This is a genomic window from Streptomyces cinereoruber (genome assembly GCF_009299385.1).
GTDB lineage: Bacteria > Actinomycetota > Actinomycetes > Streptomycetales > Streptomycetaceae > Streptomyces > Streptomyces bikiniensis.
The window spans coordinates 5,926,283-5,947,900 of record NZ_CP023693.1; the positions used below are offsets into that span (position 1 = coordinate 5,926,283).

General features: G+C 71.5%; 21 protein-coding genes and 1 pseudogene. 11 read left to right on the top strand and 11 right to left on the bottom strand.

The window, feature by feature from the left end:
• The first annotated feature begins 100 nt into the window (after positions 1-100).
• Positions 101-1,492, top strand: a complete 1,392-nt coding sequence (gene murC / locus CP977_RS26715) for a UDP-N-acetylmuramate--L-alanine ligase (RefSeq protein ID WP_152370941.1) — start codon at positions 101-103, stop codon at positions 1,490-1,492.
• Between the two features lie 38 nt (positions 1,493-1,530).
• Positions 1,531-1,938, top strand: coding sequence for a peptide-methionine (R)-S-oxide reductase MsrB (msrB, locus tag CP977_RS26720; protein ID WP_062751691.1), 408 nt, complete (start codon positions 1,531-1,533; stop codon positions 1,936-1,938).
• Between the two features lie 302 nt (positions 1,939-2,240).
• On the opposite strand, the gene CP977_RS34935 is transcribed toward msrB, so the two are convergent.
• Positions 2,241-2,813, bottom strand: coding sequence for a hypothetical protein (locus tag CP977_RS34935; RefSeq protein ID WP_229991689.1), 573 nt, complete (start codon positions 2,811-2,813; stop codon positions 2,241-2,243).
• 227 nt (positions 2,814-3,040) lie between these two features.
• On the opposite strand from CP977_RS34935, the gene CP977_RS26730 reads away from it, so the two are divergent.
• On the top strand, positions 3,041-4,705 hold the full coding sequence (locus tag CP977_RS26730; protein ID WP_062751690.1) for a phospholipase A2: 1,665 nt from the start codon (positions 3,041-3,043) through the stop codon (positions 4,703-4,705).
• Positions 4,706-4,903: 198 nt separating this feature from the next.
• Positions 4,904-7,696: a S8 family serine peptidase gene (locus CP977_RS26735; protein ID WP_152370942.1), complete on the top strand. Its 2,793-nt coding sequence runs from the start codon at positions 4,904-4,906 to the stop codon at positions 7,694-7,696.
• On the opposite strand, the gene CP977_RS26740 is transcribed toward CP977_RS26735, so the two are convergent.
• A complete protein-coding gene (locus CP977_RS26740; protein ID WP_079130979.1) occupies positions 7,693-8,124 on the bottom strand; it encodes a winged helix-turn-helix transcriptional regulator in 432 nt (143 codons plus the stop codon). The two genes, CP977_RS26735 and CP977_RS26740, sit on opposite strands and share 4 nt — an antisense overlap.
• A 124-nt stretch (positions 8,125-8,248) precedes the next feature.
• On the opposite strand from CP977_RS26740, the gene CP977_RS26745 reads away from it, so the two are divergent.
• Both CP977_RS26745 and CP977_RS26750 read left to right on the top strand, forming a co-directional pair.
• On the top strand, positions 8,249-9,166 hold the full coding sequence (locus CP977_RS26745) for an NAD(P)-dependent oxidoreductase (RefSeq protein WP_152370943.1): 918 nt from the start codon (positions 8,249-8,251) through the stop codon (positions 9,164-9,166).
• A 40-nt stretch (positions 9,167-9,206) separates the two neighbouring features.
• Entirely contained in the window at positions 9,207-9,440 is a 234-nt protein-coding gene (locus tag CP977_RS26750) for a hypothetical protein (protein ID WP_079130977.1), read from the top strand.
• A gap of 254 nt (positions 9,441-9,694) precedes the next feature.
• Here CP977_RS26750 and CP977_RS26760 read toward each other — a convergent pair whose 3' ends face one another.
• The 3 genes and pseudogenes from CP977_RS26760 to CP977_RS26770 form a co-directional block, all read right to left on the bottom strand.
• Positions 9,695-10,294, bottom strand: a complete 600-nt coding sequence (locus tag CP977_RS26760; RefSeq protein WP_062751688.1) for a DUF6058 family natural product biosynthesis protein — start codon at positions 10,292-10,294, stop codon at positions 9,695-9,697.
• A gap of 218 nt (positions 10,295-10,512) precedes the next feature.
• Positions 10,513-10,695 (bottom strand): annotated as a pseudogene (locus CP977_RS26765) (IS5/IS1182 family transposase); the annotation flags it as partial.
• 98 nt (positions 10,696-10,793) lie between these two features.
• On the bottom strand, positions 10,794-11,030 hold the full coding sequence (locus CP977_RS26770; RefSeq protein ID WP_229991690.1) for a hypothetical protein: 237 nt from the start codon (positions 11,028-11,030) through the stop codon (positions 10,794-10,796).
• Positions 11,031-11,339: 309 nt separating this feature from the next.
• Here CP977_RS26770 and CP977_RS26775 point away from each other — a divergent pair, with 309 nt between their 5' ends.
• A complete protein-coding gene (locus CP977_RS26775; protein WP_229991691.1) occupies positions 11,340-11,939 on the top strand; it encodes a hypothetical protein in 600 nt (199 codons plus the stop codon).
• A gap of 16 nt (positions 11,940-11,955) precedes the next feature.
• On the opposite strand, the gene CP977_RS26780 is transcribed toward CP977_RS26775, so the two are convergent.
• From CP977_RS26780 to CP977_RS26790, 3 genes are read right to left on the bottom strand one after another with little or no spacing between them, the layout of a single operon-like run.
• Positions 11,956-12,741 carry an SDR family NAD(P)-dependent oxidoreductase gene (locus CP977_RS26780; RefSeq protein WP_152370944.1) on the bottom strand — a complete coding sequence of 262 codons (786 nt, stop codon included), beginning with the start codon at positions 12,739-12,741 and terminating at the stop codon, positions 11,956-11,958.
• Between the two features lie 11 nt (positions 12,742-12,752).
• Positions 12,753-12,992 (bottom strand): DUF397 domain-containing protein, encoded by a 240-nt coding sequence (locus tag CP977_RS26785; RefSeq protein ID WP_152370945.1) that lies wholly within the window; start codon positions 12,990-12,992, stop codon positions 12,753-12,755.
• Positions 12,993-13,000: 8 nt separating this feature from the next.
• Entirely contained in the window at positions 13,001-13,834 is an 834-nt protein-coding gene (locus tag CP977_RS26790) for a helix-turn-helix domain-containing protein (RefSeq protein WP_229991692.1), read from the bottom strand.
• 151 nt (positions 13,835-13,985) lie between these two features.
• On the opposite strand from CP977_RS26790, the gene CP977_RS26795 reads away from it, so the two are divergent.
• A complete protein-coding gene (locus CP977_RS26795) occupies positions 13,986-14,453 on the top strand; it encodes an ATP-binding protein (RefSeq protein ID WP_062751684.1) in 468 nt (155 codons plus the stop codon).
• Here CP977_RS26795 and fusA read toward each other — a convergent pair.
• The 3 genes from fusA to CP977_RS26810 form a co-directional block, all read right to left on the bottom strand.
• Positions 14,413-16,428 (bottom strand): elongation factor G, encoded by a 2,016-nt coding sequence (gene fusA / locus CP977_RS26800; protein WP_152370946.1) that lies wholly within the window; start codon positions 16,426-16,428, stop codon positions 14,413-14,415. The genes CP977_RS26795 and fusA overlap by 41 nt on opposite strands.
• 361 nt (positions 16,429-16,789) lie before the next feature.
• Positions 16,790-18,169, bottom strand: coding sequence for an outer membrane protein assembly factor BamB family protein (locus CP977_RS26805; protein WP_152370947.1), 1,380 nt, complete (start codon positions 18,167-18,169; stop codon positions 16,790-16,792).
• A gap of 77 nt (positions 18,170-18,246) precedes the next feature.
• Complete coding sequence (locus tag CP977_RS26810; RefSeq protein ID WP_062751681.1) at positions 18,247-18,687, bottom strand: VOC family protein; 441 nt, start codon at positions 18,685-18,687, stop codon at positions 18,247-18,249.
• Positions 18,688-19,001: 314 nt separating this feature from the next.
• Between CP977_RS26810 and CP977_RS26815 the strand changes: the two genes are divergently transcribed.
• From CP977_RS26815 to CP977_RS26825, 3 genes are read left to right on the top strand one after another with little or no spacing between them, the layout of a single operon-like run.
• Positions 19,002-20,231, top strand: a complete 1,230-nt coding sequence (locus CP977_RS26815) for a hypothetical protein (RefSeq protein ID WP_152370948.1) — start codon at positions 19,002-19,004, stop codon at positions 20,229-20,231.
• Positions 20,215-20,985, top strand: coding sequence for an alpha-ketoglutarate-dependent dioxygenase AlkB family protein (locus CP977_RS26820; protein WP_152370949.1), 771 nt, complete (start codon positions 20,215-20,217; stop codon positions 20,983-20,985). The genes CP977_RS26815 and CP977_RS26820 overlap by 17 nt, the downstream gene beginning before the upstream one ends.
• Before the next feature lie 46 nt (positions 20,986-21,031).
• Positions 21,032-21,556 (top strand): tetratricopeptide repeat protein, encoded by a 525-nt coding sequence (locus tag CP977_RS26825; protein WP_062751678.1) that lies wholly within the window; start codon positions 21,032-21,034, stop codon positions 21,554-21,556.
• The last annotated feature ends 62 nt before the right edge of the window (positions 21,557-21,618 follow it).

The following is a 21,618-nucleotide window of genomic DNA, read 5'->3' on the forward strand; positions in this document are numbered from 1 at the left end:
CGTGCCCCGCCGGGCGCGTACAGAGGAAGCCACTAGGCTGGGACTCGCACCCAACGAACACCCAAGAACGCCCAACGAAACACCTCGGGGAGAGATCCACATGGCACCCGCCATTCCCGCCGCCATGGAACGGCCGCACTTCATCGGCATCGGCGGTGCCGGAATGTCGGGCATCGCGAAGGTCCTCGCCCAGCGCGGCGCCAAGGTCGCCGGCAGCGACGCCAAGGACTCCGCGACCGCCGAGGCCCTGCGCGCCCTCGGCGTCACCGTGCACATCGGCCACGCGGCCGAACACCTGGCCGACGACGCCTCCGCCGTCGTCGTCTCCAGCGCCATCCGCGCCGACAACCCCGAGCTGGCCCGCGCCGCCGAGCTGGGCATCCCGGTCGTGCACCGCTCCGACGCGCTCGCCTCCCTCATGGACGGCCTGCGCGCGATCGCGGTCGCCGGCACGCACGGCAAGACGACGACCACCTCCATGCTGGCCGTCGCCCTCGGCCACCTCGGCCTGGACCCCTCGTACGCCATCGGCGGCGACCTGGCGGGCCCCGGCACCAACGCGCTGCACGGCGACGGCGAGGTCTTCGTCGCCGAGGCCGACGAGAGCGACCGCAGCTTCCAGAAGTACGACCCCGAGGTCGCGATCGTCCTCAACGTCGAGCTGGACCACCACGCGAACTACGCCTCCCTGGACGAGATCTACGAGTCCTTCGAGGCCTTCGCCGCCAAGATCCGCCCCGGCGGCACCCTGGTCGTCGGCGAGCACGCGGGCGCCCGCGAGCTGGCCCGCCGGGTCGCGGACCGCGAGGGCCTGGAGATCGTCACGGTCGGCGAGTCCGAGGACTCCGACGCCCGCATCCTGAAGATCGTCCCGAACGGGATGAAGAGCGAGGTGACCGTCGCCCTCGACGGCGCCGAGCACACCTTCACCGTCTCCGTCCCCGGCCGCCACTACGCCCACAACGCCGCCGCCGCGCTCGCCGCCGGCGCCCGCGTCGGCGTCGCCCCGGCGGACCTCGCCCAGGCCCTCACCGCCTACACGGGCGTCGGCCGCCGCCTCCAGCTCAAGGGCGAGGCGAAGGGCGTGCAGGTCATCGACTCGTACGCGCACCACCCCACCGAGATGACCGCCGACCTGGAGGCCATGCGGGGCGCCGCCGGTGACTCCCGGCTCCTCGTGGTCTTCCAGCCGCACCTGTTCTCCCGCACCCAGGAGCTGGGCAGGGAGATGGGCGACGCGCTGGCCCTCGCGGACGCCTCCGTCGTCCTGGACATCTACCCGGCCCGCGAGGACCCGATCCCGGGCGTCACCAGCGAGCTGATCGTCGAGGCGGCCCGGAAGGCCGGCGCCGACGTGACGCCCGTCCACAACAAGGGTGCCGTGCCCGAGATCGTCGAGGGAATGGCCGGCCCCGGCGATCTCGTTCTCACCATGGGGGCGGGCGACGTCACGGACCTCGGCCCGCGCATCCTGGACCACCTGTCGAAGTAGCGCGCGGCGGAAGCGGCGCGAGCAGAGGGAGCGAGCCCATGGCGTACGACGTCGAGAAGCCGGACGAGCAGTGGCGTGCGGAGCTGACCCCGGCGGAGTACCAGGTGCTGCGCCGGGCGGGCACCGAGCCCGCCTTCCGCGGCGAGTACACCGACACCACCACCCGGGGCGTCTACTCCTGCCGGGCGTGCGGCGCGGAGCTGTTCACCTCGAACGAGAAGTTCTCCTCGCACTGCGGCTGGCCGTCCTTCTACGACCCGAAGGACTCCGACGCGGTCGAGCTGATCGAGGACCGCTCCCACGGCATGGTCCGCACCGAGGTCCGCTGCTCCCGCTGCGGCTCCCACCTGGGCCACGTCTTCGAGGGCGAGGGCTACCCGACCCCGACGGACCAGCGGTACTGCATCAACTCGATCTCGCTGCGCCTGGAGCCGGCGGAGGACTGACGGCGAAGTCCCGGGAGCCGTCCCGGGACCAAGGGGCGGGGCAGGACGGTTTCGACCGTCCTGCCCCGCCCCTTCGTCGTTCCGGCCCCTGATGTGCATGCGTGTGGATTACATGTGCAAGCAGCACGAATGATCGCCTGGGCGGTGGGCCACAGCAGGCGAGCGTTATGTGAATCCTCTAAATTTGAAGCGCTCAATGGGTGTTTGGTCCGTTTTTGCCTATCGATAGGTCACTGGCGAGGGGTTCCGTCTGAGGGTCCGCGCGGGTGGAGTGGATGGCTTTCCGTAAATTTTTCAGGCGATTATTTCGCAACTGCGAACGGTCCTGTCCGGGGTGCGACGCACGCCGTGACCATGGTCCTCTCGCCGTCCACCGAGCCGTCGAGGCAGAGCCGGCCGCCCTTGTCGCGCAGGTCGAGGGCGAACGTCGTGGCCGCGCCCGACTGCCGGAGGCCGTGGATGCGTCCGTCGACGTAGCCGAGGTCGTTCAGCACCTTCCCGACCTTCTCCGGAGTGGGGTCCGCCAGCTCCCAGACCGCCCGGGTGATCCGCTCCTCGTGCAGGGCGCTCGCACACCAGTCGCGGGCGTTCAGCTCCACCTCGGGACCCGACGTGGGGGCGGGCGCGGCCGCGTCGCCCGGGTGCTTCTCCACGGGGCCCGGCGCGGGGCACGACCGCGCCACCCGGTCGAGCATCGCGGTGAACGCGACGTCGGACGAGGGGGTGGGCGAGGGGGTGGAGGACCCGGCCCGCACGCTTGCCGTACCGGCCTGTTCGGACCCGCAGGCCACAAGCGCCAGCGAGGCGAGCGCAGTTGCCGCGAGGCCGCGCCCCGAGCGGGTGAACAGGGCCTTCGGGGAAGGGATTTCCGTCATGCCGACAGTCTGTGACGGGTGCTCAGTAGGCACATGAGTACGCGTACTCAATCGGCTCCGTGCGCGCGGCGCCGGGCGCCGGGGGCACTTCACTGGTGCAAGCGGACGAGCCCGGCCGACCGCGCCGGAAGGACCTTGTGCAGGTGATCGACGACTGCCTAGTGTCCGCAGCGTTCACCAGTGATCACCGGTGATCGCCCATCAGGAACGACACGAGGGGGGAACTCGTGCGCAGAATTGCGCTTCCTGCCATCGCCGCGCTGTCCATGGCGCTGCTCCTGCCGCAGCAGTCCGTGGCGCTCGCACCCGCCGCACAGCCGCAGGCCGCCGCACAGCCGCAGGCCGTGGCGGAGGTCCCGGACCAGCCGCTGGCCGAGGGCACGCTGTCCACGATCGGCCCCGGTCAGTACTCGACCGCGGACAAGACCTTCCAGGTCGCCGAGCACGACGTGGACGTCGCCCTCATCGGGCGCCGGCACACCGTCGCCGCGCAGCCCGACGGCGGCCTCGCCAGGCCCGAGTCCGCGCCCGCCACCCGCCCCGAGATGGGCGTCTTCGGCCCCAGCTGGGAGGCCGAGTTCGTCGGCGGCCAGCTCAACCGGAAGCTGGAGCAGCAGGGCGACAAGATCGTCGTCACCGACCTCGGCGTCAACGAGAAGATCACGTACGCCCTCAGGTCGAGCATCGACTACCCGGACGGCGGCAGCCTCAAGAAGTACGCGACCGCCGACGGCTCCCAGGTCACGGCGACCTCCCGGTGGAACGACGCCACCGGCACCATGGTGACGTCCGTGGTCGAGGTGCTCGGCGTGGACCTCTCCACCGTCGCCGCGGGCGACGACACCTTCACCGACGCCGCCGGCAATCCGATCCCGGCCGCGGACCTCAAGCCCACCTACAAGTGGCAGCAGGCCGCCACCGGCACCGACAAGTGGCGCGTCACCAGCGTCGGCAACAACGTCTACGCCACCACGGTCCAGTACGACTCCAAGGGCCGCATCTCCAAGATCACGAACCCCGCCGCAGGCGAGAGGCCCGCGACGTCCACCTCGGTCGCCTACGCGGCCGCGACCACGGCCGCCGGCAGCTCCTTCGGCGACTACGCGGGCCGCGTCAAGCAGATCACCGTCACCGAGGGGGCCACCACGCAGACCCTCGCCCGGTACGCCTACGACTCCTCCGGCCTGCTGCGCACGGTCACCAACCCGAGCGAGGCCGCCGAGCCGCAGGCCACCTACGGCTACGACGCCACCAAGCGCCTCGCCGACGTCGACTCGCCGACCAACGGCAGCTGGAACCTGACCTTCACGGCCGACTCCGCGGCCCCGGCCGCCGTCCTCGACGGCGAGGCCGTCCCGACCCCCGGCGTGCCGGTCGAGGGCGACGCCCCGGACGACAACGCGGGCACCACCACCCCGCCGCCTGCCTCGGACTTCCCCGGCGGTGAGATCACCGACCCGACGTCCTACCCGGCGAAGTGCAGCTGGGTGCGGCACTGGCTGTACTACTGGAAGTCCGGCTGCACCTCCAAGGTGGCGCACTACGGCTGGCGCTCGCCCAAGTGGAAGACGACCCCCACCGGCTACCGGGTGCGCGGCATCAACCACGACCACTGCACCACGGCGCCCGACAAGCCGCTCGGCTACAACTTCATCCCCTCCTGCGACATGCACGACTACGGGTACGGCCTGATCGGCAACTCGTACAAGGGCTACAAGTACTACCTGTCGCGCAACAAGGGCCTGGCCGTGGACGCCGTCTTCTACAACACGCTCTACAGCAAGACCTGCCCCGCCTACTTCTTCAAGAGCACCTGCCGCTCCCTCGCCAACACGTACTTCGGAGCGGTGACGATCTTCGGCCGGGCGAAGAACGGCGCCAAGGCGACCTGATCCCGGGCACGGACTCCTGACGCCCTCCGGCACGGACCCCTGACGGACCGCGTCCTCCGCGGCCGGACACGGGCCGGGCGGCACAGCACCGCCGCCCGGCCCCTCCGCACCCGGCCCCTTCTCCGCCCCCCGTTCCCACGGCCCCGGCCGCACCCGCCCCTCCGGGCGGTCCGCCGGGCCCCGGCTTCCCGAGGCACCATGAAGAGAACGATCCGGGCCGTGGTCGTCGCCGTCGCGATGACCACGACCCTCGGCGCGGCACCGGCCCTGGCCGCCGCCCCGACGAACACCCCCGACACGCCGGCGGTCACGGCCGAGGCCGTCGACCCGCCGCTGTACGAGCGGACCGCCGAAGGCGACACCGTCCGCGTCAACGTCCTCACCAAGACCCGCGAGGACCTCCCCGAGGCCGCCGCCGCGGGCGAGACGAAGCAGAAGTTCGAGGCCCTGCCGGTGGTCACCCTCACGGTGGACCGGGCGGGCCTGGACCGGCTCGCCGCCCAGCCGGGCGTGGTGAGCGTCACCGAGGACAAGCCGGAGCCGCCGACCCTGGACCAGAGCGTCCCGCTCATCGGCGGCGACGCGGCCGCCAAGGCCGGCAAGACCGGCACGGGCAACGCCGTCGCCGTCCTGGACACCGGCGTCGCCACCCAGCACCCGTTCCTGAAGGGCCGGGTCAAGGCCGAGGCCTGCTTCTCCCCGATCGACCCCGACCTGGGCGCCACCAGCCTCTGCCCCGACGGCACCGCGCGGCAGGAGGGCCCCGGCTCCGCCGACGCCGACTCGGGCCCCTGCGCGACCCTGAACGCCTGCGACCACGGCACCCACGTGGCCGGCATCGCCGCGGGCAAGGGCACGGGCGCCGTCGGCGCTCCGAAGACCGGGGTCGCCCCCGGCGCCGACATCGTCGCCATCCAGGTCTTCTCCCAGTTCAACACCGCCGACGCCTGCGCCGGCGAGGCGCCGTGCGTCGCCAGCTTCCCCAGCGCCCAGCTCGCCGCCCTGGAGAAGGTGCTGCAGCTCAAGCAGGCCGGGACGCCGCTCGTCGCGGCGAACCTCAGCCTCGGCGGCGGCCACTACACCGCCGCCTGCGACAGCGACCCGCGCAAGGCGGCGATCGACAAGCTGCTCGGCGCGGGCGTCGCCACCGTGATCGCGGCCGGCAACAACGGCTACACCGACGCGGTCAGCGTCCCCGGCTGCATCTCCTCCGCCGTCACGGTCGGCTCCACCACCGACGACGACGAGCTGTCCGCCTTCAGCAACCGGGGCCGGCTGCTCGACCTGTTCGCCCCCGGCACGAGCATCGTCTCCTCGGTGCCCGGCGGCAACTACGCCTCGAAGAACGGCACTTCCATGGCCGCCCCGCACGTGGCGGGCGCCTTCGCCGTGCTCAGGCAGGCCTACCCGACCAAGAGCGTCGCGGACCTCACGGCCCTGCTGAAGAACAGCGGCCGGAGCATCGTCTACACGGGCGCCACCACCTCCCGCATCGACCTCGGCGCGGCGCTCGGCGGCGGCGGCAACCCGCCCCGGCCCAGCGGCATGACCGACTTCAACGGCGACGGCGTCGAGGACATCGCGATATCCGACACCCAGGCCACCGTCGGCACGGCGGCCAGGGCCGGCCTGGTCCGCGTCGTGTACGGCGGCGGCAAGGGCACCGTCGAGATCAGCCAGGACCTGGACTGGGTCGCGGGCGGCTCCGAGACGGACGACTACTTCGGCGAGACCCTCGCCACCATCGACTACAACAAGGACGGCTTCACCGACCTGGTCGTCGGCACCCCGAGCGAGGACATCGGCACCGCCGCCAACGCCGGCATGGTCGACATCCTGTACGGCGCCGCCGGCGGACTGGGCACGGGCGCCACCAAGGCCGCGCACTTCGAGCAGGGCATGGGCACCGGCGCGATCGCCGCCTCGGCCTCCGAGGCGGGCGACCGGATGGGCCAGTCGCTCGCGACCGCGGTCAACGACGCCGGCCGGCCGTACCTGCTGATCGGCCTGCCCGGCGAGGCCCTCGGCACGCTCACCCAGGCGGGCTCCGTCTTCTACGTGCACGGCGGCACGAGCCTGACGATCAACCAGGACAAGCCCGGCGTCCCCGGCGACCCCGAGAAGGACGACAACTTCGGCTTCTCCCTGGCCGCGGACTCCAACTACATCGCCATCGGTTCCCCCAACGAGGCCATCGGCACCAAGGCGAAGTCGGGCGGCGTCGTCATCTTCGACGCCAACGCGTACGAGACCGACGGCCGGCCGGCCACGCTGTCCTGGCTCGACCAGGACAACGAGGCCATCTCCGGCGGCACCGAGGCGGGCGACCAGTTCGGTTACGCGGTGGCCATCGCCCCGTTCCGCGCCACGGGCTCCCCCGCCCCCACCGAGTCGATCCTCGCGATCGGTTCGCCCGGTGAGAGCGTGGTCGTGGGCACCGAGGACCGGGCCAACGCGGGCCGTGTGGTGCAGATCCGGATCAAGGCCAACGGCTCCTGGAGCTATCTGCGCGAGCTCAAGCAGGGCACCGCGGACGACGAGGTGTCCGGCACCTCCGAGACCGGCGACCGCATGGGCGAGAAGCTGACGGCCGTCAACACCGCCCCGAACGCGGTGAGCACCGTGGCCTCCATGCGCCTCGCGGTCGGCACGCCCGGCGAGGCCCTCGGCACCGCGACCAGGGCCGGCGCGGTCCACACGTTCTCCATGGCCGGCTCGGCCGGGGCGAACGACCGCTGGATCGAGGCGGGCGACGGCGACGGGATCCCCGGGACGCCCGGGACCGACCATCAGCTCGGCAAGAGCATCCACTTCACCGCGACCAGGCTGTACGTGGGGATGCCGTTCGGGCCGAACGCCGCCGGCGCGCTGTACGCGCTGCCGATGTCCAACGTGACCCAGGGCGGTACGGTCGCTCCCGTGACCACGTACAAGCCGGGCTCGGGCGGCCTGCCCGCCAACGGCGTGGCCTTCGGGTACACCGCCCGCTAGGCGCTCCGGCGCGGCGGCGGGAAGAGGGAAACGGGCGGGTCCGACGCGTCGGGCCCGCCCGTGGCCCGTCCCGCCTCGACGGGGACCTTCCCGGCGCCGATCCGCCGCATCCGCTCGGTGCCCCACTCGCCCAGCGAGGTCAGGGCGGCGTTGAGCGAGACGCCGTGCTCCGTCAGGGTGTACTCCACCCTCGGCGGCACCTCGGGGTACACCTCGCGGTGCACGAGCCCGTCCTCCTCCATCTCCCGCAGGTGCTGGACGAGCATCTTCTCGCTGACGCCCGGCAGACCGCGCCGCAGCTCGGCGAACCGGCGGACCCCGTGCTCGTGCAGCTCCCACAGGATCAGCGGCTTCCACTTGCCGGAGACCACGTCCATCGCCGCGTCGATCCCGCAGAAGTAGGGACCGCGTCGTGCCGATGCCCCCATCAGCCCTCCCTCGCACCGTACTTACCCCGGGGTGAGTACCCCACTAATTAGTCCGTACTGGTCAACCCTACCGGCGGCGCGGAGGATCGAGGGCGAACGAGGAACACGAGAGGGAGCCCCGAAGATGACGACCGACGGCAACGCCAACGGCAACAACAGCGGCAACGACAGCGGCAACGACAGCGTCTCGGTGAGCGTGCTCGGCCTGGGAGCGATGGGCGGCGCGCTCGCGACCGCCCTGGTGAAGGCCGGACACGGGACGACGGTCTGGAACCGGTCGCCGGGGAAGGCGGACGGGCTCGTCGCCCTCGGCGCGCGGGCCGCCGCCACGGCCGGCGACGCGGTCCGGTCCGGAGACCTGGTGGTCGTCTGCCTCTTCGACCACGCGTCGGTCCACGAGGTGCTCGATCCGCTCGCCGGCGACCTGGCCGGGCGGACCCTGGTCAACGTGACCACGACCTCCCCCGAGCAGTCGCGCGAGCTGGCGGCCTGGGCCGAACGGGCCGGGATCACGTACCTGGACGGCGGGATCATGGCCGTACCGCAGATGATCGGCGGGCCCGGCTCCTCGGTCCTCTACAGCGGATCGGCCGACGCCTTCCACCGGTACGAGCCGCTGCTCGACCTGTGGGGGACCAGCGACTACTTCGGCGAGGACGCCGATCTCGCGTCCCTGTACGACCTCGCCCTGCTCGCGGGCATGTACGTCATGTTCGCCGGGTTCATGCAGGGCGCCGCCATGGTCGCGCCGGCCGGGGTGACGGCACGCGATTTCGCCTCCAGGGCCGCGCCCTGGCTGACCGCGATGACCGGGGCCTTCCAGGAGTACGCGGCGGTCATCGACGGTGGTGACTACACCGTGGAGGGGCAGCAGAGCCTGGAGTTCTCCGACCTCGGCGACATCCTGGCCGCCGGCTCCGCCCAGGGCGTCGGCACCGACGCGGTCGCCATGGTCCAGGGCCTGATCCGGCGCCAGATCGACGCGGGCCACGGGACGGAGGGCTTCGCCCGCATCTACGAGAGCATCAGGCGACCGGCCTAGGACTTGTCCGGCCGATCATGTTGCTGGTCAGGGTGCGAGCGTGTCGAAGACGAGCGTGAGCAACGCGACCAGCAGCATGCTCTGCCTGTGGGTCGAGCCATGGGGAACCGATCACTGGATGCGTCCGGGCGAGGAGTTCACGGTGGTGACCGAGACGGAGGCGGAGGAGTCGCCGTTCAATGTGGTCGTGCATGGTCAGGGCAGAGCAATGCCCAATACCCGTGGATCAGCCCTGACGGAAGGAGGCGTACCTTCCCGATGGATCGATCGATAGGTCATCGAGCAAGGCCGACGTCGCCGCGTCGGTCGGGAAGGCACGCCCATGCTTGCGGCAGTCAGCGAGGACAGCACCACGCCAAGCAGCGGTTCGCTACTGCAGCCCTGACGATGGTCTTCAAGCTTGTTGAGTCCACCCAGGCCCGGTGGCGGGCCGTGAACGCGCCCCACCTCGTCGCCCTCGTCCGCGCCGGAGCCCGCGCGGCATGAGCGATCGCAACCGATCCGCAGAACGCCACCCATGAATCCGGGTCACGGGCGCGGGAAGCGGGCGCGCGGGGCGTCGATGCAGGTGTCCCGGGACGTGGGTCCGCCGAACCGAAGACGGTCGTAGGCCGTGAACGCCGGTTCCAGCGTGTCGAGTTCGTCGACCAGTGCGTGCAGCCGCTCAGACCACCGTGCCGAACCGGCATCCGGCTCGTTCGCTGCGGCGCTGATCGCGGTCGTCAGGTAATCTTTGCGCTGAATGGCGGCCGGGGTCACCGAGTGCAGGCACACGTACTGTCCGCTGAGATACGCATTCCACTCCGCCTTCCCGGTGATCGGGTCGGCCCAGTGAGCGGTGAACCACGCTTCGAGCAGCTCTACGCCGCCGGCTTCGTCGGCGAGAGCGAACAGGTCGGCCGGCACCATCTCGGCACCGTCGGAGCGCAGATATCCCGGAAGCGGCAGATGCTGCCCCAGCATCAGCCGGCGGACCGCATCGGCATCGCGGCCATGAATTGCGCACAGTTCCTCCAGGGCAACGAACTGCGCGCTGACGTATGCGTCATCGGTATCGGTCATCGGATGGTCGCCGTTGACTTCGCGGAATCGCTCGGCGAGCTGCTGTTTCAGATCTGTCTCCGACATCGGGTCGCCTCCGGCGTTTACCAGCGCGGGCATCTCCCGCACAGGACTCGGCACGCTACCGGCCGGACGGTTCGGCACTCACCGAACCATCGATGGAACCACGACAGCGGGAGGGCACCTCGCCCTCGCTCCGCCCACCGATCCACAGCTCTTGACAATTACTCGTCAGGGGCATCGGAGGCCAACCGAGGGCGGCGCTTGAGCTGCGTCCCGGATCTTCAGGTCCTGAGCCAGACGGCCACGGCTGCAGCTGTCGCGGTGCCAAGGTAGACGTAATCCCGCTTGTCGTAGCGAGTAGCGACAGCTCGGAACTGCTTCAAACGGTTGATAGCCCGTTCGACGGTGTTTCGCTTCTTGTACCGCTCCTCATCGAAGCCCGGTGGCCGCCCACCGCGTGAACCGTTTCGAGGCGACCGTGCTTGTCGCCGCGATCGGAGAATGGCTGTGATGGATGGAGCTGCCGATGCCGCATGCTCGCATCGGCCGTACCTCGCGGCGATCACAGCCAGCCGGCCCAGCCGAAAGTCAAGAGGTAAGCGCGCTTGACCGCGGCCCACCCGCGGCGACCGGCACCGACAACTGCGATAAGGGCGACGGCGAACCAGAACGCAACTGCTCCGCCAACGATCAGAGCCCATACGGTGCCGCCAATGATGGCGAACAAGACCACGATGAAGACCGTTATGGCGAGCCCGGCATGGGCACCGCCGATGCTCACACGGAACATCTCGCGCACGACGCGACGGTCCTCTGCGAGAACTCTCTCGTAAGCGTTCAGCTCTCGCCCCGGACCGTCTTGTTCCTCCATGCCCCGCTCCACAAGCCCCCTCAACACCCTGGCCAAGCTGAATCCGGCAATCCCATGGACGCTCCAGCCGGCCACAACGTTGCCTCTCAGCGACTTTCGATGCAGGGCCTAGGCGGCGCCTTCCGGGCGCGGGTGCCCGTCCCCGCGCCCGCCCCCGGCCCCTGATAGCTTGAGCCGCTCGTGTTTTCGCGAGGGGCTCATGCGTACGGCATCGACCGCTGTGACGACCGCGCTGCTGTGCGCGGTGACGGGGCCGTCCTGGCCGGCTGCTCGGACGGCGCGGTCCCGCCGGAGCCCTCCGCCGCGGAGCTGCTCGACCGCGCGAACGACACGATGAAGGCGCTCACCTCCGTGACCGTCGACTGGACCTACACCGGGACCGCCGGTGCCGGTGGCGGCCAGTCCGGCCACATGACGACCGACCTCAAGGACACCTGCGCGACCCGGCTGACCTGGGTCGATGTCGGGACCTACGAGCAGATCCGGATCGGCGACACGGCCTACGCCCGCTCCGAGCGCGCCGGAAAGCGCTGGACCAGGACTCCCGTCGACAAGGAGACGGCCGAGCTGGGACCGACCTCCTGCACCCAGGAGTTCGCCTCCTTCGGCACCGCGACGAAGGGCGAACCGACCGAGGTCGGCGGCACCCCTGCGATCCCCCTGGTGGTGACCGACAAGGCGGACAAGGGCGGCACCTACACGTTCCACGTCGCCACCGAGGGCAAGCCGTACATCCTCAAGGTCGACTACAAGGGCCCCGAACACCGGACCACCACCACGTACAGCGCCTTCGACCGCCCGCTGGACGTGCGGCCCCCGGCCGCCGCCGGCGGCTGAGGCCGGGCCCGCGGCCTCAGTGGACGGAGAGACCGCCGTCCACGAAGAGGGAGTGCCCCGTGACGTACGCGGAGGCCGCGCTCGCCAGGAAGACGGCCGCGCCCGCGAAGTCCTCCGCGAGCCCGTTCCGGCCGACCATCGTCCGGGCGGCCAGCGCGGCGACCTGCTCCGGGTCGGAGGCCAGCCGCTCGTTCAGCGGGGTCAGGACGACCCCGGGCACGAGCGTGTTCGCCGTGACCCCGTACGCCGACCACGCCTCCGCCTGCGAACGGGCCAGCGACTCCAGGCCGCCCTTCGACACCCCGTACGCCCCGCTCTGCACGAACGCGCGGTGCGCCTGCTGGGACGTCACGTGGATGAGCCGCCCGAAACCGCGCTCGGCCATCCCGGGCCCGAACCGCTGGCCGAGCAGGAAGGGCGCCTCCAGGTTCACGGTCATCGTCACGTCCCAGACGTCCTCGCCCAGCTCGCCCAGCGGAGGCCGCAGGTTGACGCCGGCCGAGTTCACCAGGATGTCCGGCTCCCCGAACACGGCCGCCGCCTCCTCGGCCCCGGACCTGATCCCCTCCCGGGTGCTCAGGTCCGCGCTCACCCAGGCCGCCCGGCAGCCGTCGGCCGTCAGCTCGTCCACGGTCGCGACGAGCTCGGCCTCCTTGCGGGCGAGCACGACCACCTTCGCCCCGGCGCGGGCCAGGGCGCCGGCGATGGCCCGGCCGATACCGGAGCTGCCTCCCGTGACGAGGGCGGTGCGCCCGTCGAGAGAGAAGAGGCCGGAGAGGTAGTCGGCCGGGGTCGTGCTCATGGTGACGCCCTTCAGCTCAGCCGGGTCAGGAACGCGGTCCAGGCGGCGGGGGAGAGGGCGAGCTGCGGACCGGTGACGTTCTTGGAGTCGCGGACGTGGACGGTGGAGAGGCAGGAGGCGACCTCGACGCAGTCGCCGCTGTCGCCGCTGCTGTAGCTCGACTTGTGCCAGGAGAGGGCGACTTCCACGCAGTCGCCGTCGCCGCTGCTGCTGTAGCTGCTCTTGAACCAGGCCAGGTCTGTGGTACTCATGGTGCTCCTCACATCTCCCGCAACAGGCTCACGGACTCCTCGAAGGACAGAGCCTGTGCCCGCATCCTGGCATACCGCTTCTGAAGGATGCTGATCTCTTTCGAGTCTGCGATGAGGTGGGCGGCACGCTGTCCCTCGCAGTAGGCGTACCACTTGTTCTCCTGGGTCTCCAAGAGTTGCAGAGGTCCGCCGAGACCTGCGTGGTGCCCGCGTGACTGCGGCATGATCTGGAGGTCAATGTTGCGTCGCGCGCAGATGTCGAGGATGTGGTCGATCTGCTCCCGCATGACCTCCGGGCCACCCGTCTGGCGGCGCAGCACGTGCTCCTCGATGATGAAACTGTAGATCGTGTGGGGGCGGTCGGTGAGCAGCTTCATCCGCTCGACACGGGCCACGAGCTTCGACTCGATTTCGTCGTCGCCCAGCGCCGGGATCTGCTCGTCGAACAGCGTCTTTGCGTACGCGGGCGTCTGGAGCAGCCCCGGCACCAGCCGGTTCTCGTACGTGTAGAGCGTCACCGCCTTGAGTTCCAGCTTCGCCCACTGGCGGAACCACTTCGCGAGGCCCGGCTTGCGCGTCAGGTGCTTCGCCGCGCCCCGGATCACCCCGAACGCGTCGAGCACCACCTCCGACTGCTCCACGAAGTCGTCGGAAGGGAAGCGCCTGCCCTGCTCGATCGAGGCCACCGTCGGTACGGAGTACCCGACGCGCGGCGCGAAGGCCTCCTGCGTCAGCCTGGCCCGCTTGCGGAAGGCCTTGACCACCTCCCCGAAGGCCTTCAGGCTGTCCGTCGCCTCCGGTTCGCTCCCGCTCTGTCCTTCGTCCGGCACCGCGTCCGTCACTCCGGCCACCTCCCGCACCCGTGCGCTCGTCTGGAACGAACACATCGTCACGGATGGTGACCGGTACGGTCCAGAGTGTGAACCCGTACGCTGTCGCAGCGTACGGGTTTCTGAGCTGGCAACCCGCCCTGCGCGACGCCACATTGGCCCCATGACCTCCCCCGTGACCCGCGAAGAGCCCGTCACCGTACGTGTGTTCGCGCAGCGCTTCAGCTCGACCCCGCGCGGCGCCCGGCTCGCGCGCCGGCTCGCCGTGCTCCAGCTGGACCGCTGGGGCGTCCCGTACGACTCCGAGACCTCCGAGACCGCCGCGCTGCTCGTCGCGGAACTCGCCGCCAACGCCGTCACCCACGGCAGGGTGCCCGGGCGCGACTGCGAGCTGACGCTCTCGTACGTGCCCGGGCAGGTGCTCCGGATCGACGTGTCCGACACCCGGGGCGAGCGGCGGCCCGCCCCCGCCGAGCAGGAGTCGCTGGACGAGGGCGGGCGCGGCTTACTCCTGGTCGGGGCGCTGGCCTCGCGGTGGGCCGTGCTCGACCGCGTACCGGTCGGGAAGACCGTACGGGCCGAGCTGGACCTCAGCCCCGGGCCGGCTCGTACCCGGCCGGGCGGGTGGTGAAGGTGCCCCGGCCCTGGGTGCGGCCGCGCAGGCGGGACGCGTAGCCGAACAGCTCGGCCAGCGGCACCGTCGCCGTCACCACCGCCGTACCGCCCCGGGTGGTCTGGTCGGTCACCCGGCCCCGGCGGGCCGCGAGGTCGCCGAGGACGGCGCCGACGGACTCGGCGGGGACGGTGACGGTCACGTCGGCCACCGGCTCCAGGAGGGTCATGGCACTGGCCCGCAGCGCCTCGCGGAGGGCGAAGCGACCCGCCGTGCGGAACGCCATCTCCGAGGAGTCCTTCGGGTGCGTGGCGCCGTCCGTGAGCGTGACCCGGACGCCGGTCACCGGGTGGCCGCCGATCGGGCCCTCCACGAGGGCGTCCCGGCAGCCGGCCTCGACCGCGCGGACGTACTCCTGCGGGACGCGACCGCCCGTGACGGTGGAGGTGAACACGAACTCCTCGTCTCCTTCCGGTCCTTCCATCGGTTCGAGGTCGATGACGACGTGGGCGAACTGGCCCGCGCCGCCGTCCTGTTTGACGTGGCGGTACAGCAGGCCGGTGACGCCCTTCGCCACGGTCTCGCGGTACGCGACCTGGGGGCGCCCGACCGTCACCTCGAGGCCCCGGTCGCGGCGCAGCTTCTCCACCGCTACCTCCAGGTGCAGTTCGCCCAGGCCGGACAGGACGGTCTGGCCCGTCTCCGGGTCGGACCGCACGACGAGCGAGGGGTCCTCCTCGGACAGGCGGGCGAGGGCCGTCGCCAGGCGGCCGGTGTCCGTGGCGCGACGGGCCTCGACGGCGACCGAGACCACCGGATCGGCGGTCGTGGGCGGTTCGAGGACGACCGGCGCGGCCGGGTCGCACAGGGTCGCTCCGGCGCGGGCGGACTTCGGCCCGACGACGGCGACGATGTCGCCGGCGCGCGCCGACTCGACCTCCGTGGCCCGGTCCGCCTGCACGCGCAGGATGCGGGCGATCCGCTCGGTGCGTCCGCCGACGGTGTCCAGCACGGTGTCCCCCTTCCCGATCGTGCCCGCGTAGACGCGGACGTAGGTCATGCGGCCGGTGGCCGTGGCGTTCACCTTGAAGGCGAGCGCGGTGAACGGAGCCCCGGGGTCCGCCGGGACCTCGCCGCGCACGGGCGGCATGTCCGACGGGGCCGGGAGGTACGCGACGACGGCGTCGAGCAGGGGCTCGATGCCCCGGTTGCGGTAGGCCGAGCCGCAGAGCACGACCACGGCCTCCCCGGAGAGGGTGAGGTCGCGGAGCGCGCCCCGCAGGGTGGCCTCGGACAGCTCCTCGCGGGTGAGGAACTCCTCGAAGGCGCCGGGGTGCAGCTCCGCCACGGCCTCCTCCAGGCGGCGCCGACGCTGCCGGGCCTCGTCCAGGAGATCGTCCGGGACGGGAAGCCCGGCGTACGCGCCGTCGCCGTCGGCCCACACGTACGCCCGCATCCGGAGCAGGTCCACGACGCCGGTGAAGCCGTCCTCGCGTCCGATGGGAAGCTGGACGGGGAGGGGCACGGCCCCGAGCCGGTCGCGGATGGAGTCCACGGCGGAGTCGAGGTCCGCGCCCGCCCGGTCCAGCTTGTTGACGAAGGCGAGGCGCGGGACGCCGTGCCGGTCGGCCTGCCGCCACACCGTCTCGCTCTGCGGCTCGACGCCCGCGACGGCGTCGAAGACGGCCACCGCGCCGTCGAGGACGCGCAGCGAGCGCTCGACCTCGTCGGAGAAGTCCACGTGGCCGGGCGTGTCGATCAGGTTGATCCGGTGACCGGCCCAGTCGCAGCTGACGGCCGCCGCGAAGATCGTGATGCCCCGGTCCCGCTCCTGCGGGTCGAAGTCGGTGACGGTGGTGCCGTCGTGGACCTCGCCCCGCTTGTGGACGGCCCCCGTCAGGTACAGGACCCGCTCGGTGACGGTGGTCTTGCCGGCGTCGACGTGGGCCAGGATGCCGAGGTTGCGGACGGCGGTGATCTCAGGGGTGCGCACGGTCTCGTGCCTTTCGCTGCTGCGGTGGTGGAACGGGCAGCGCGATTCCCGGACGACGGACGCCTACGGGTTGCGGGAGGCGTACGGGGTCGTCACGGGCGGCGGTGGCGGGCGCGCAGCCGCCACCGCTCGGACCGGGAGGCGAGGATCACGTCGTACCGGGCACGGGAGGAGGACACGGCGACGGCGGCGTGGCTGCGCACGGTCTTCTCCCCTCGGACGAACGTCTGACGGCGGCACCGAACGGTGCGCCGGGAGGTGAGTGTAGGGACCCGAACGGGCCGTGCGACAACGGTTTTACGCGGGCCGGGATCGCGGGACCGGGAGGCCGGCCCCGCGCCCCACCGCCTCGCCGCCCCGCTCACCAGCGTTCGTACACGACGAACGGCCGGCCCGGTCCTTCGGTGTCGTAGCGGGAGACGATCAGCAGGCCGTCGCGGTCGAAGAAGCCACCCAGCCAGCCGTCCTCCTGGTCGACGTTGACGGAGAAGGTGCGGTCGTCCAGCTCCTCGCCGGTGGCGCCGTCCAGGACGTACAGCCTTTCGGTGAAGCTGCCCCGGTCCTGCTGCAGGACGGTGACCTTGCCGTCGTGGACGGCGAGCGCCACGGCGTCACCCCGGCCGGAGTCCGCCTGCCAGACGAGGCGGCCGGTCGCGAGGTCGACGGCGACGGCCCGGGAGCTGGTGGAGGACTTGCCGACCTCGGAGACCGCGTAGAGGCGTTCGCCGTCGACGGCGACCTTGGAGGGCTTGTCGGCGACGATCTTCCCGTGTTCGCCGGAGTTCTCGATCCGGGACGCGCGCCGGCCGTCCGCGCCGAAGGCGAAGAAGGTGCCGGTGCCGGACCCGACGTCGTACGGGGGACGCACGGACACCACCAGCGGGTCGACGGACACGAGCGCCGTCTGACCCTGGGAGGGGGCGACCGGGCGGCGCGCGTCCAGCGGCTCGTTGTGGAGCAGCGCGCCGGTCGCCGGGTCGAGGACGGCGGCCGTCAGCTCCGTCCGGTCCTCCTTTCCGCAGTGGAGGACCGCGACGACCCTGCGCTTCGCGGCCCCGACGTCGGACGGCCGGCAGGCCTCCGGAACGGTGGCCGTCCAGCGGCGTCCGCCGGTTCGCAGATCGACGGCGCGGATCGCCCTCCGGCCGTCGGCGACCACCTCGCCCTCCCCGTCCGTCCACGTGTCGAGGACGACGGCGAGTCCGCCGCCCGCGGCCACCGCGCCGCTCACGGGACCGCCGGCGGTGGCCTTGGCGGAGGCCTTGCGGGAGCCGCTCCACAGCTCCTTCCCGGTCTTCAGGTCGAGCGCGGTGACGTCGGCGCAGCCCTCGCCCTGGGCATCAGTGACGTTCTCCCCGTGCACCAGGAGCAGCACCGAGTCGTCGGGGTCGGACGTGGAGCAGATCTCGGACCGGCCCGGCGGCACGTACTCCCAGTGCTGCTTCCCGGTCCGCACGCCGTAGCCGGTGACCGCGTCGAAGCGGCTGCGCACCAGGACGTCGCCGACCACCCAGCTGCCGTTGCCGTGCTCGGCGGCCGCCGGATCGGTCGGCGTCTCCCAGACGGTGTCCATCGAGTCGCCGGGCATGTGCCCGACGATCATCAGGACGCCGGAGACGAGGCCGCCGACCAGCGCGAGCACGGCCACGATCACGACCGCCAGACAGCCGGTCCGCCGGCCCCGGCCGGGCCGGGCGCCCGCCCCCGGCACGCTTCCCGCCCGCACGTCCGTCGTCCCCATCCCCGGCCCCCTCGTCTTCCCCGGTCACCCAGGTTCCTGCGAAGCCCCCCGGCTCCGACGGCGGTCAGAGTAGACGATCAACGCGTTCCGGTGTTCGGTACGGAGTCGGGCACGTCCGCCGGCTGGAGCAGGTCCCAGCGGTTGCCGTACAGGTCCTCGAAGACGGCGACCGAGCCGTACGGCTCGTGGCGCGGCTCCTCCAGGAACTTCACGCCGGCCGCCGTCATCCGGGCGTGGTCGCGGGCGAAGTCCCCGGTGTGGAGGAAGAAGCCGACCCGGCCGCCGGTCTGGTTGCCGACCGAGGCCGCCTCGGCGTCGTTCTTGGCGCGGGCGAGCAGCAGCCCCGCGTTCCCGAGCCCGCCGACCCCGGCGGCGCCGCGCGGCCGGACGACGACCCAGCGGGTGCCGTCGCCCCGGTCGGTGTCCTCGACGAGGTCGAACCCGAGGGCGTCGGTGTAGAAGGCGATGGCCTCGTCGTAGTCACGGACGACGAGGGTGACGAGTGCGATGGACGGCATGGAGCAAACGTAATACGTATGAATCTACCCGCGTCAACCGGCACGCCCGCCGGAAGAACGCCCGACACGGACACGCAACAATCCGACCGCCCCGAGGACCGGGGGAGGGCCCCGGCGGAGGCGGGGGACCGCCGGGCCCCAGGCCTCACGCGGGGAAAGCCTTTGCCCGCCGTCAAGCCCCCGTGAGAGCATCGGGATCAACGGTCCGGCTCCTTTCGTTCGCGCTTCGGTGCGCGCAGGGAAGAGTGCGGGCCGTCGGCATGTCCACGGTTTCGGGTGGTCCATCGAGGTCTGCGAACGGCGGGTACCGTTTGATGAACACGACAGAGTCGGCAGAAGCGCGCATCGAGGACGCGGACAACGTCCTGGTCGCGCCTTCGGAGTCGTGGGGCGACGACGGGGTCGGGGACTTCTTCGGGGCCACGATCACACCGGAGGACCTCGCCTCGGGGGCGCCCGACCTCGCCGGGAAGACCGTCTACCTGTGCGGTGACGTGTCCGGGATCAGCAGGAGCCCTCTGCGCGCGGCAGAACGGGTGTTCGTCGTACGGGAGCTGTCGCACGGTTACGGCGAGGGCGATGGCACGGCCTGGACCGTCGTCGGTCTCGGTCGCGTCCCCCTCCGGGTCCACGGCGTCGGCGTGTACTACCGCCGCTTCTTCGCCCCCGACGCCGACCACTTCGAGAAGATCCGTACGGAGCACGCGTTCCAGTCCCTGACGGAATCCACCAAGCCCGGAACGGCCCACCGCAGCGGCATCTATCTGACGCCCGTCACGCGCGACGGCGACGCGCTGCACTTCCGCCTGCTCCGGTGCTCCACGAACTTCTCGGGACCGACCGAGAACTTCCGCCCGACCGACACGCACATCGTCGAGGAGCTGAACCGCGAGGCCGCCACCGTCTTCCGGGGCCAGGCGCCGCTCAATCACGTCCTCGCCCAGATCTACCACAACACCCACGCCACGCCCGAGCGCAAGCAGTCCAAGGCCAGGATCTCGGCCCACGCCGACAAGACCAAGGACATGCCCGTCAACGGCGTCATGGCCTTCTGCACCTTCTACGACGGGCTCGACAAGCTGGAGCCCCTGACCGAAGACGCCTTCGACCACGGCCTGAAGGGCGTCAGCGGACTGACCCGACTCCACTTCCGGCTCAAGGATCCGGTCGGAGAACACGAAGGGGCCGCGCTCCCCGCGCAGTTCGGCATCACGCTCCATCCCGGCTCCGTGTTCTTCATGCCGCTGTCCACCAACCGCCTGTACACGCACGAGATCCGGCCCGCGCCGCTGGACGCCGCATCCCTCCCCACCCGCCTGGGATACGTGGTGCGCTGTTCGAGCGCCGAAGCCGTGCACCAGGACGGCCACACGTTCCTCAAGAAGGCCGGAGGCCTGGTCGAGCTGGAGCCGCCCACGGAGGACGGCATGGACGAGCTGCGCAGGCTGTACGCCGAGGAGAACAGGACCTCGTCCCTCATCGACTACGGCGACGCGTTCCTCTTCAGCATGAACGCGGGGGACTACCTTGCCCCCCGTGCCTAGGATCGCGGACGAGATCCTCTCGTACGTCCTGCCGGCCGAGGGGAATCCCTTCGCGGAACTGTCCGCGTCCACACGCCTGGAAGACGTCGGAAAGGGGCGGCGGGGCGGCGTGATCGCCCGGGTGGACGAGACCGGCGGCGTGCCCCTCGTCCGCACCACCACCCGCTACGGCAGCCCGGCGCAGCGCTTCCGGGAGGTCCACGAGCGGCTGGCGCGGCGCGTTCAAGAACGGGGGGCTTTCCCGGTCGGCTTCGACAACGCCCTCGTCGAGAGCTACACGAACGCCTACAGGACCATGGGCGCCCATTCCGACCAGGCCCTCGACCTGGCCGACGATTCGTTCATCGCCGTCTTCTCCTGCTATCGGGACCCCGAAGCCGGCCCTTCGAGGAAACTGGTCTTCGAAACCAAGGAACCCGGTGGCGAGAAGTTCGAGATCCCCCTCGTCCACCACGGCGTCGTCGCGTTCTCCGTCGCCACGAACCGGCGGCTCAAGCACAGGATCGTGTGTGACGCGCCCGCCGGGGCGGACGACAACCCGTGGTGGGGCGTGACGTTCCGGACGTCGAAGACCGTCGTCCGGTTCCGCGACGGACACGCGTACCTCCCGCGGGGCGACCGTCTCGTGCTAGCCGACGACGAGCAGAGGAGCGAGTTCTACCGGCTCCGGCGCCGCGAGAACGACGAGACGGACTTCGGCTATCCCCCGCTGACGTACACCGTCAGCGAGAGCGACCTGATGCCGCCCGTCTGACCTCCGGGACCGCCCCCGGAGCGGTCGCGTCCCCTAGGGTGCCGTCATGACCGACGACCAGGACTGGGAGCGCCGGGTCGCCGCGCTCTGGGAGCGCATCGACGAGCACGAGCCCGCCGACTTCCGGGACCGCGTGGCCGGGCTCGCCGCCGAGCGGCCGGACGGGGACCCCGCCGCCCTCTTCGAGCAGGGCGCCGCCCACGACTCCACCGGCCTGCCCGAGCAGGCCGTCGCGTACTACCGGCGCGCCCTCGACCTCGGCCTCACCGGACTGCGCCGCCGCCGCGCCGTGATCCAGATGGCCAGCAGCCTGCGCAACCTCGGCCGGCCCGACCGCGCCGTCGAACTCCTCACCGCCGAACAGGCCCTCCCCGCCGACCGGCTCGACGCCGACGAGAAGGCCCTCTCCGGCGCCGTCGACGCCTTCCTCGCCCTCGCCCTGGCCGACACCGGCCGCGACCGCGAGGCCGCCTCCCTCGCCCTGGGCGCCCTCGCGCCCCTGCTGCCCCGCTACAACCGCTCCCTCGCCCACTACGCCCGCGCGCTCCTCACCGCCCCCGACGGCTCCTGAGCGACGGTACGGCGAACCCGACCGTACGGCGGACGAGTTGACCCGTCCGTAAGAGAGCCGAC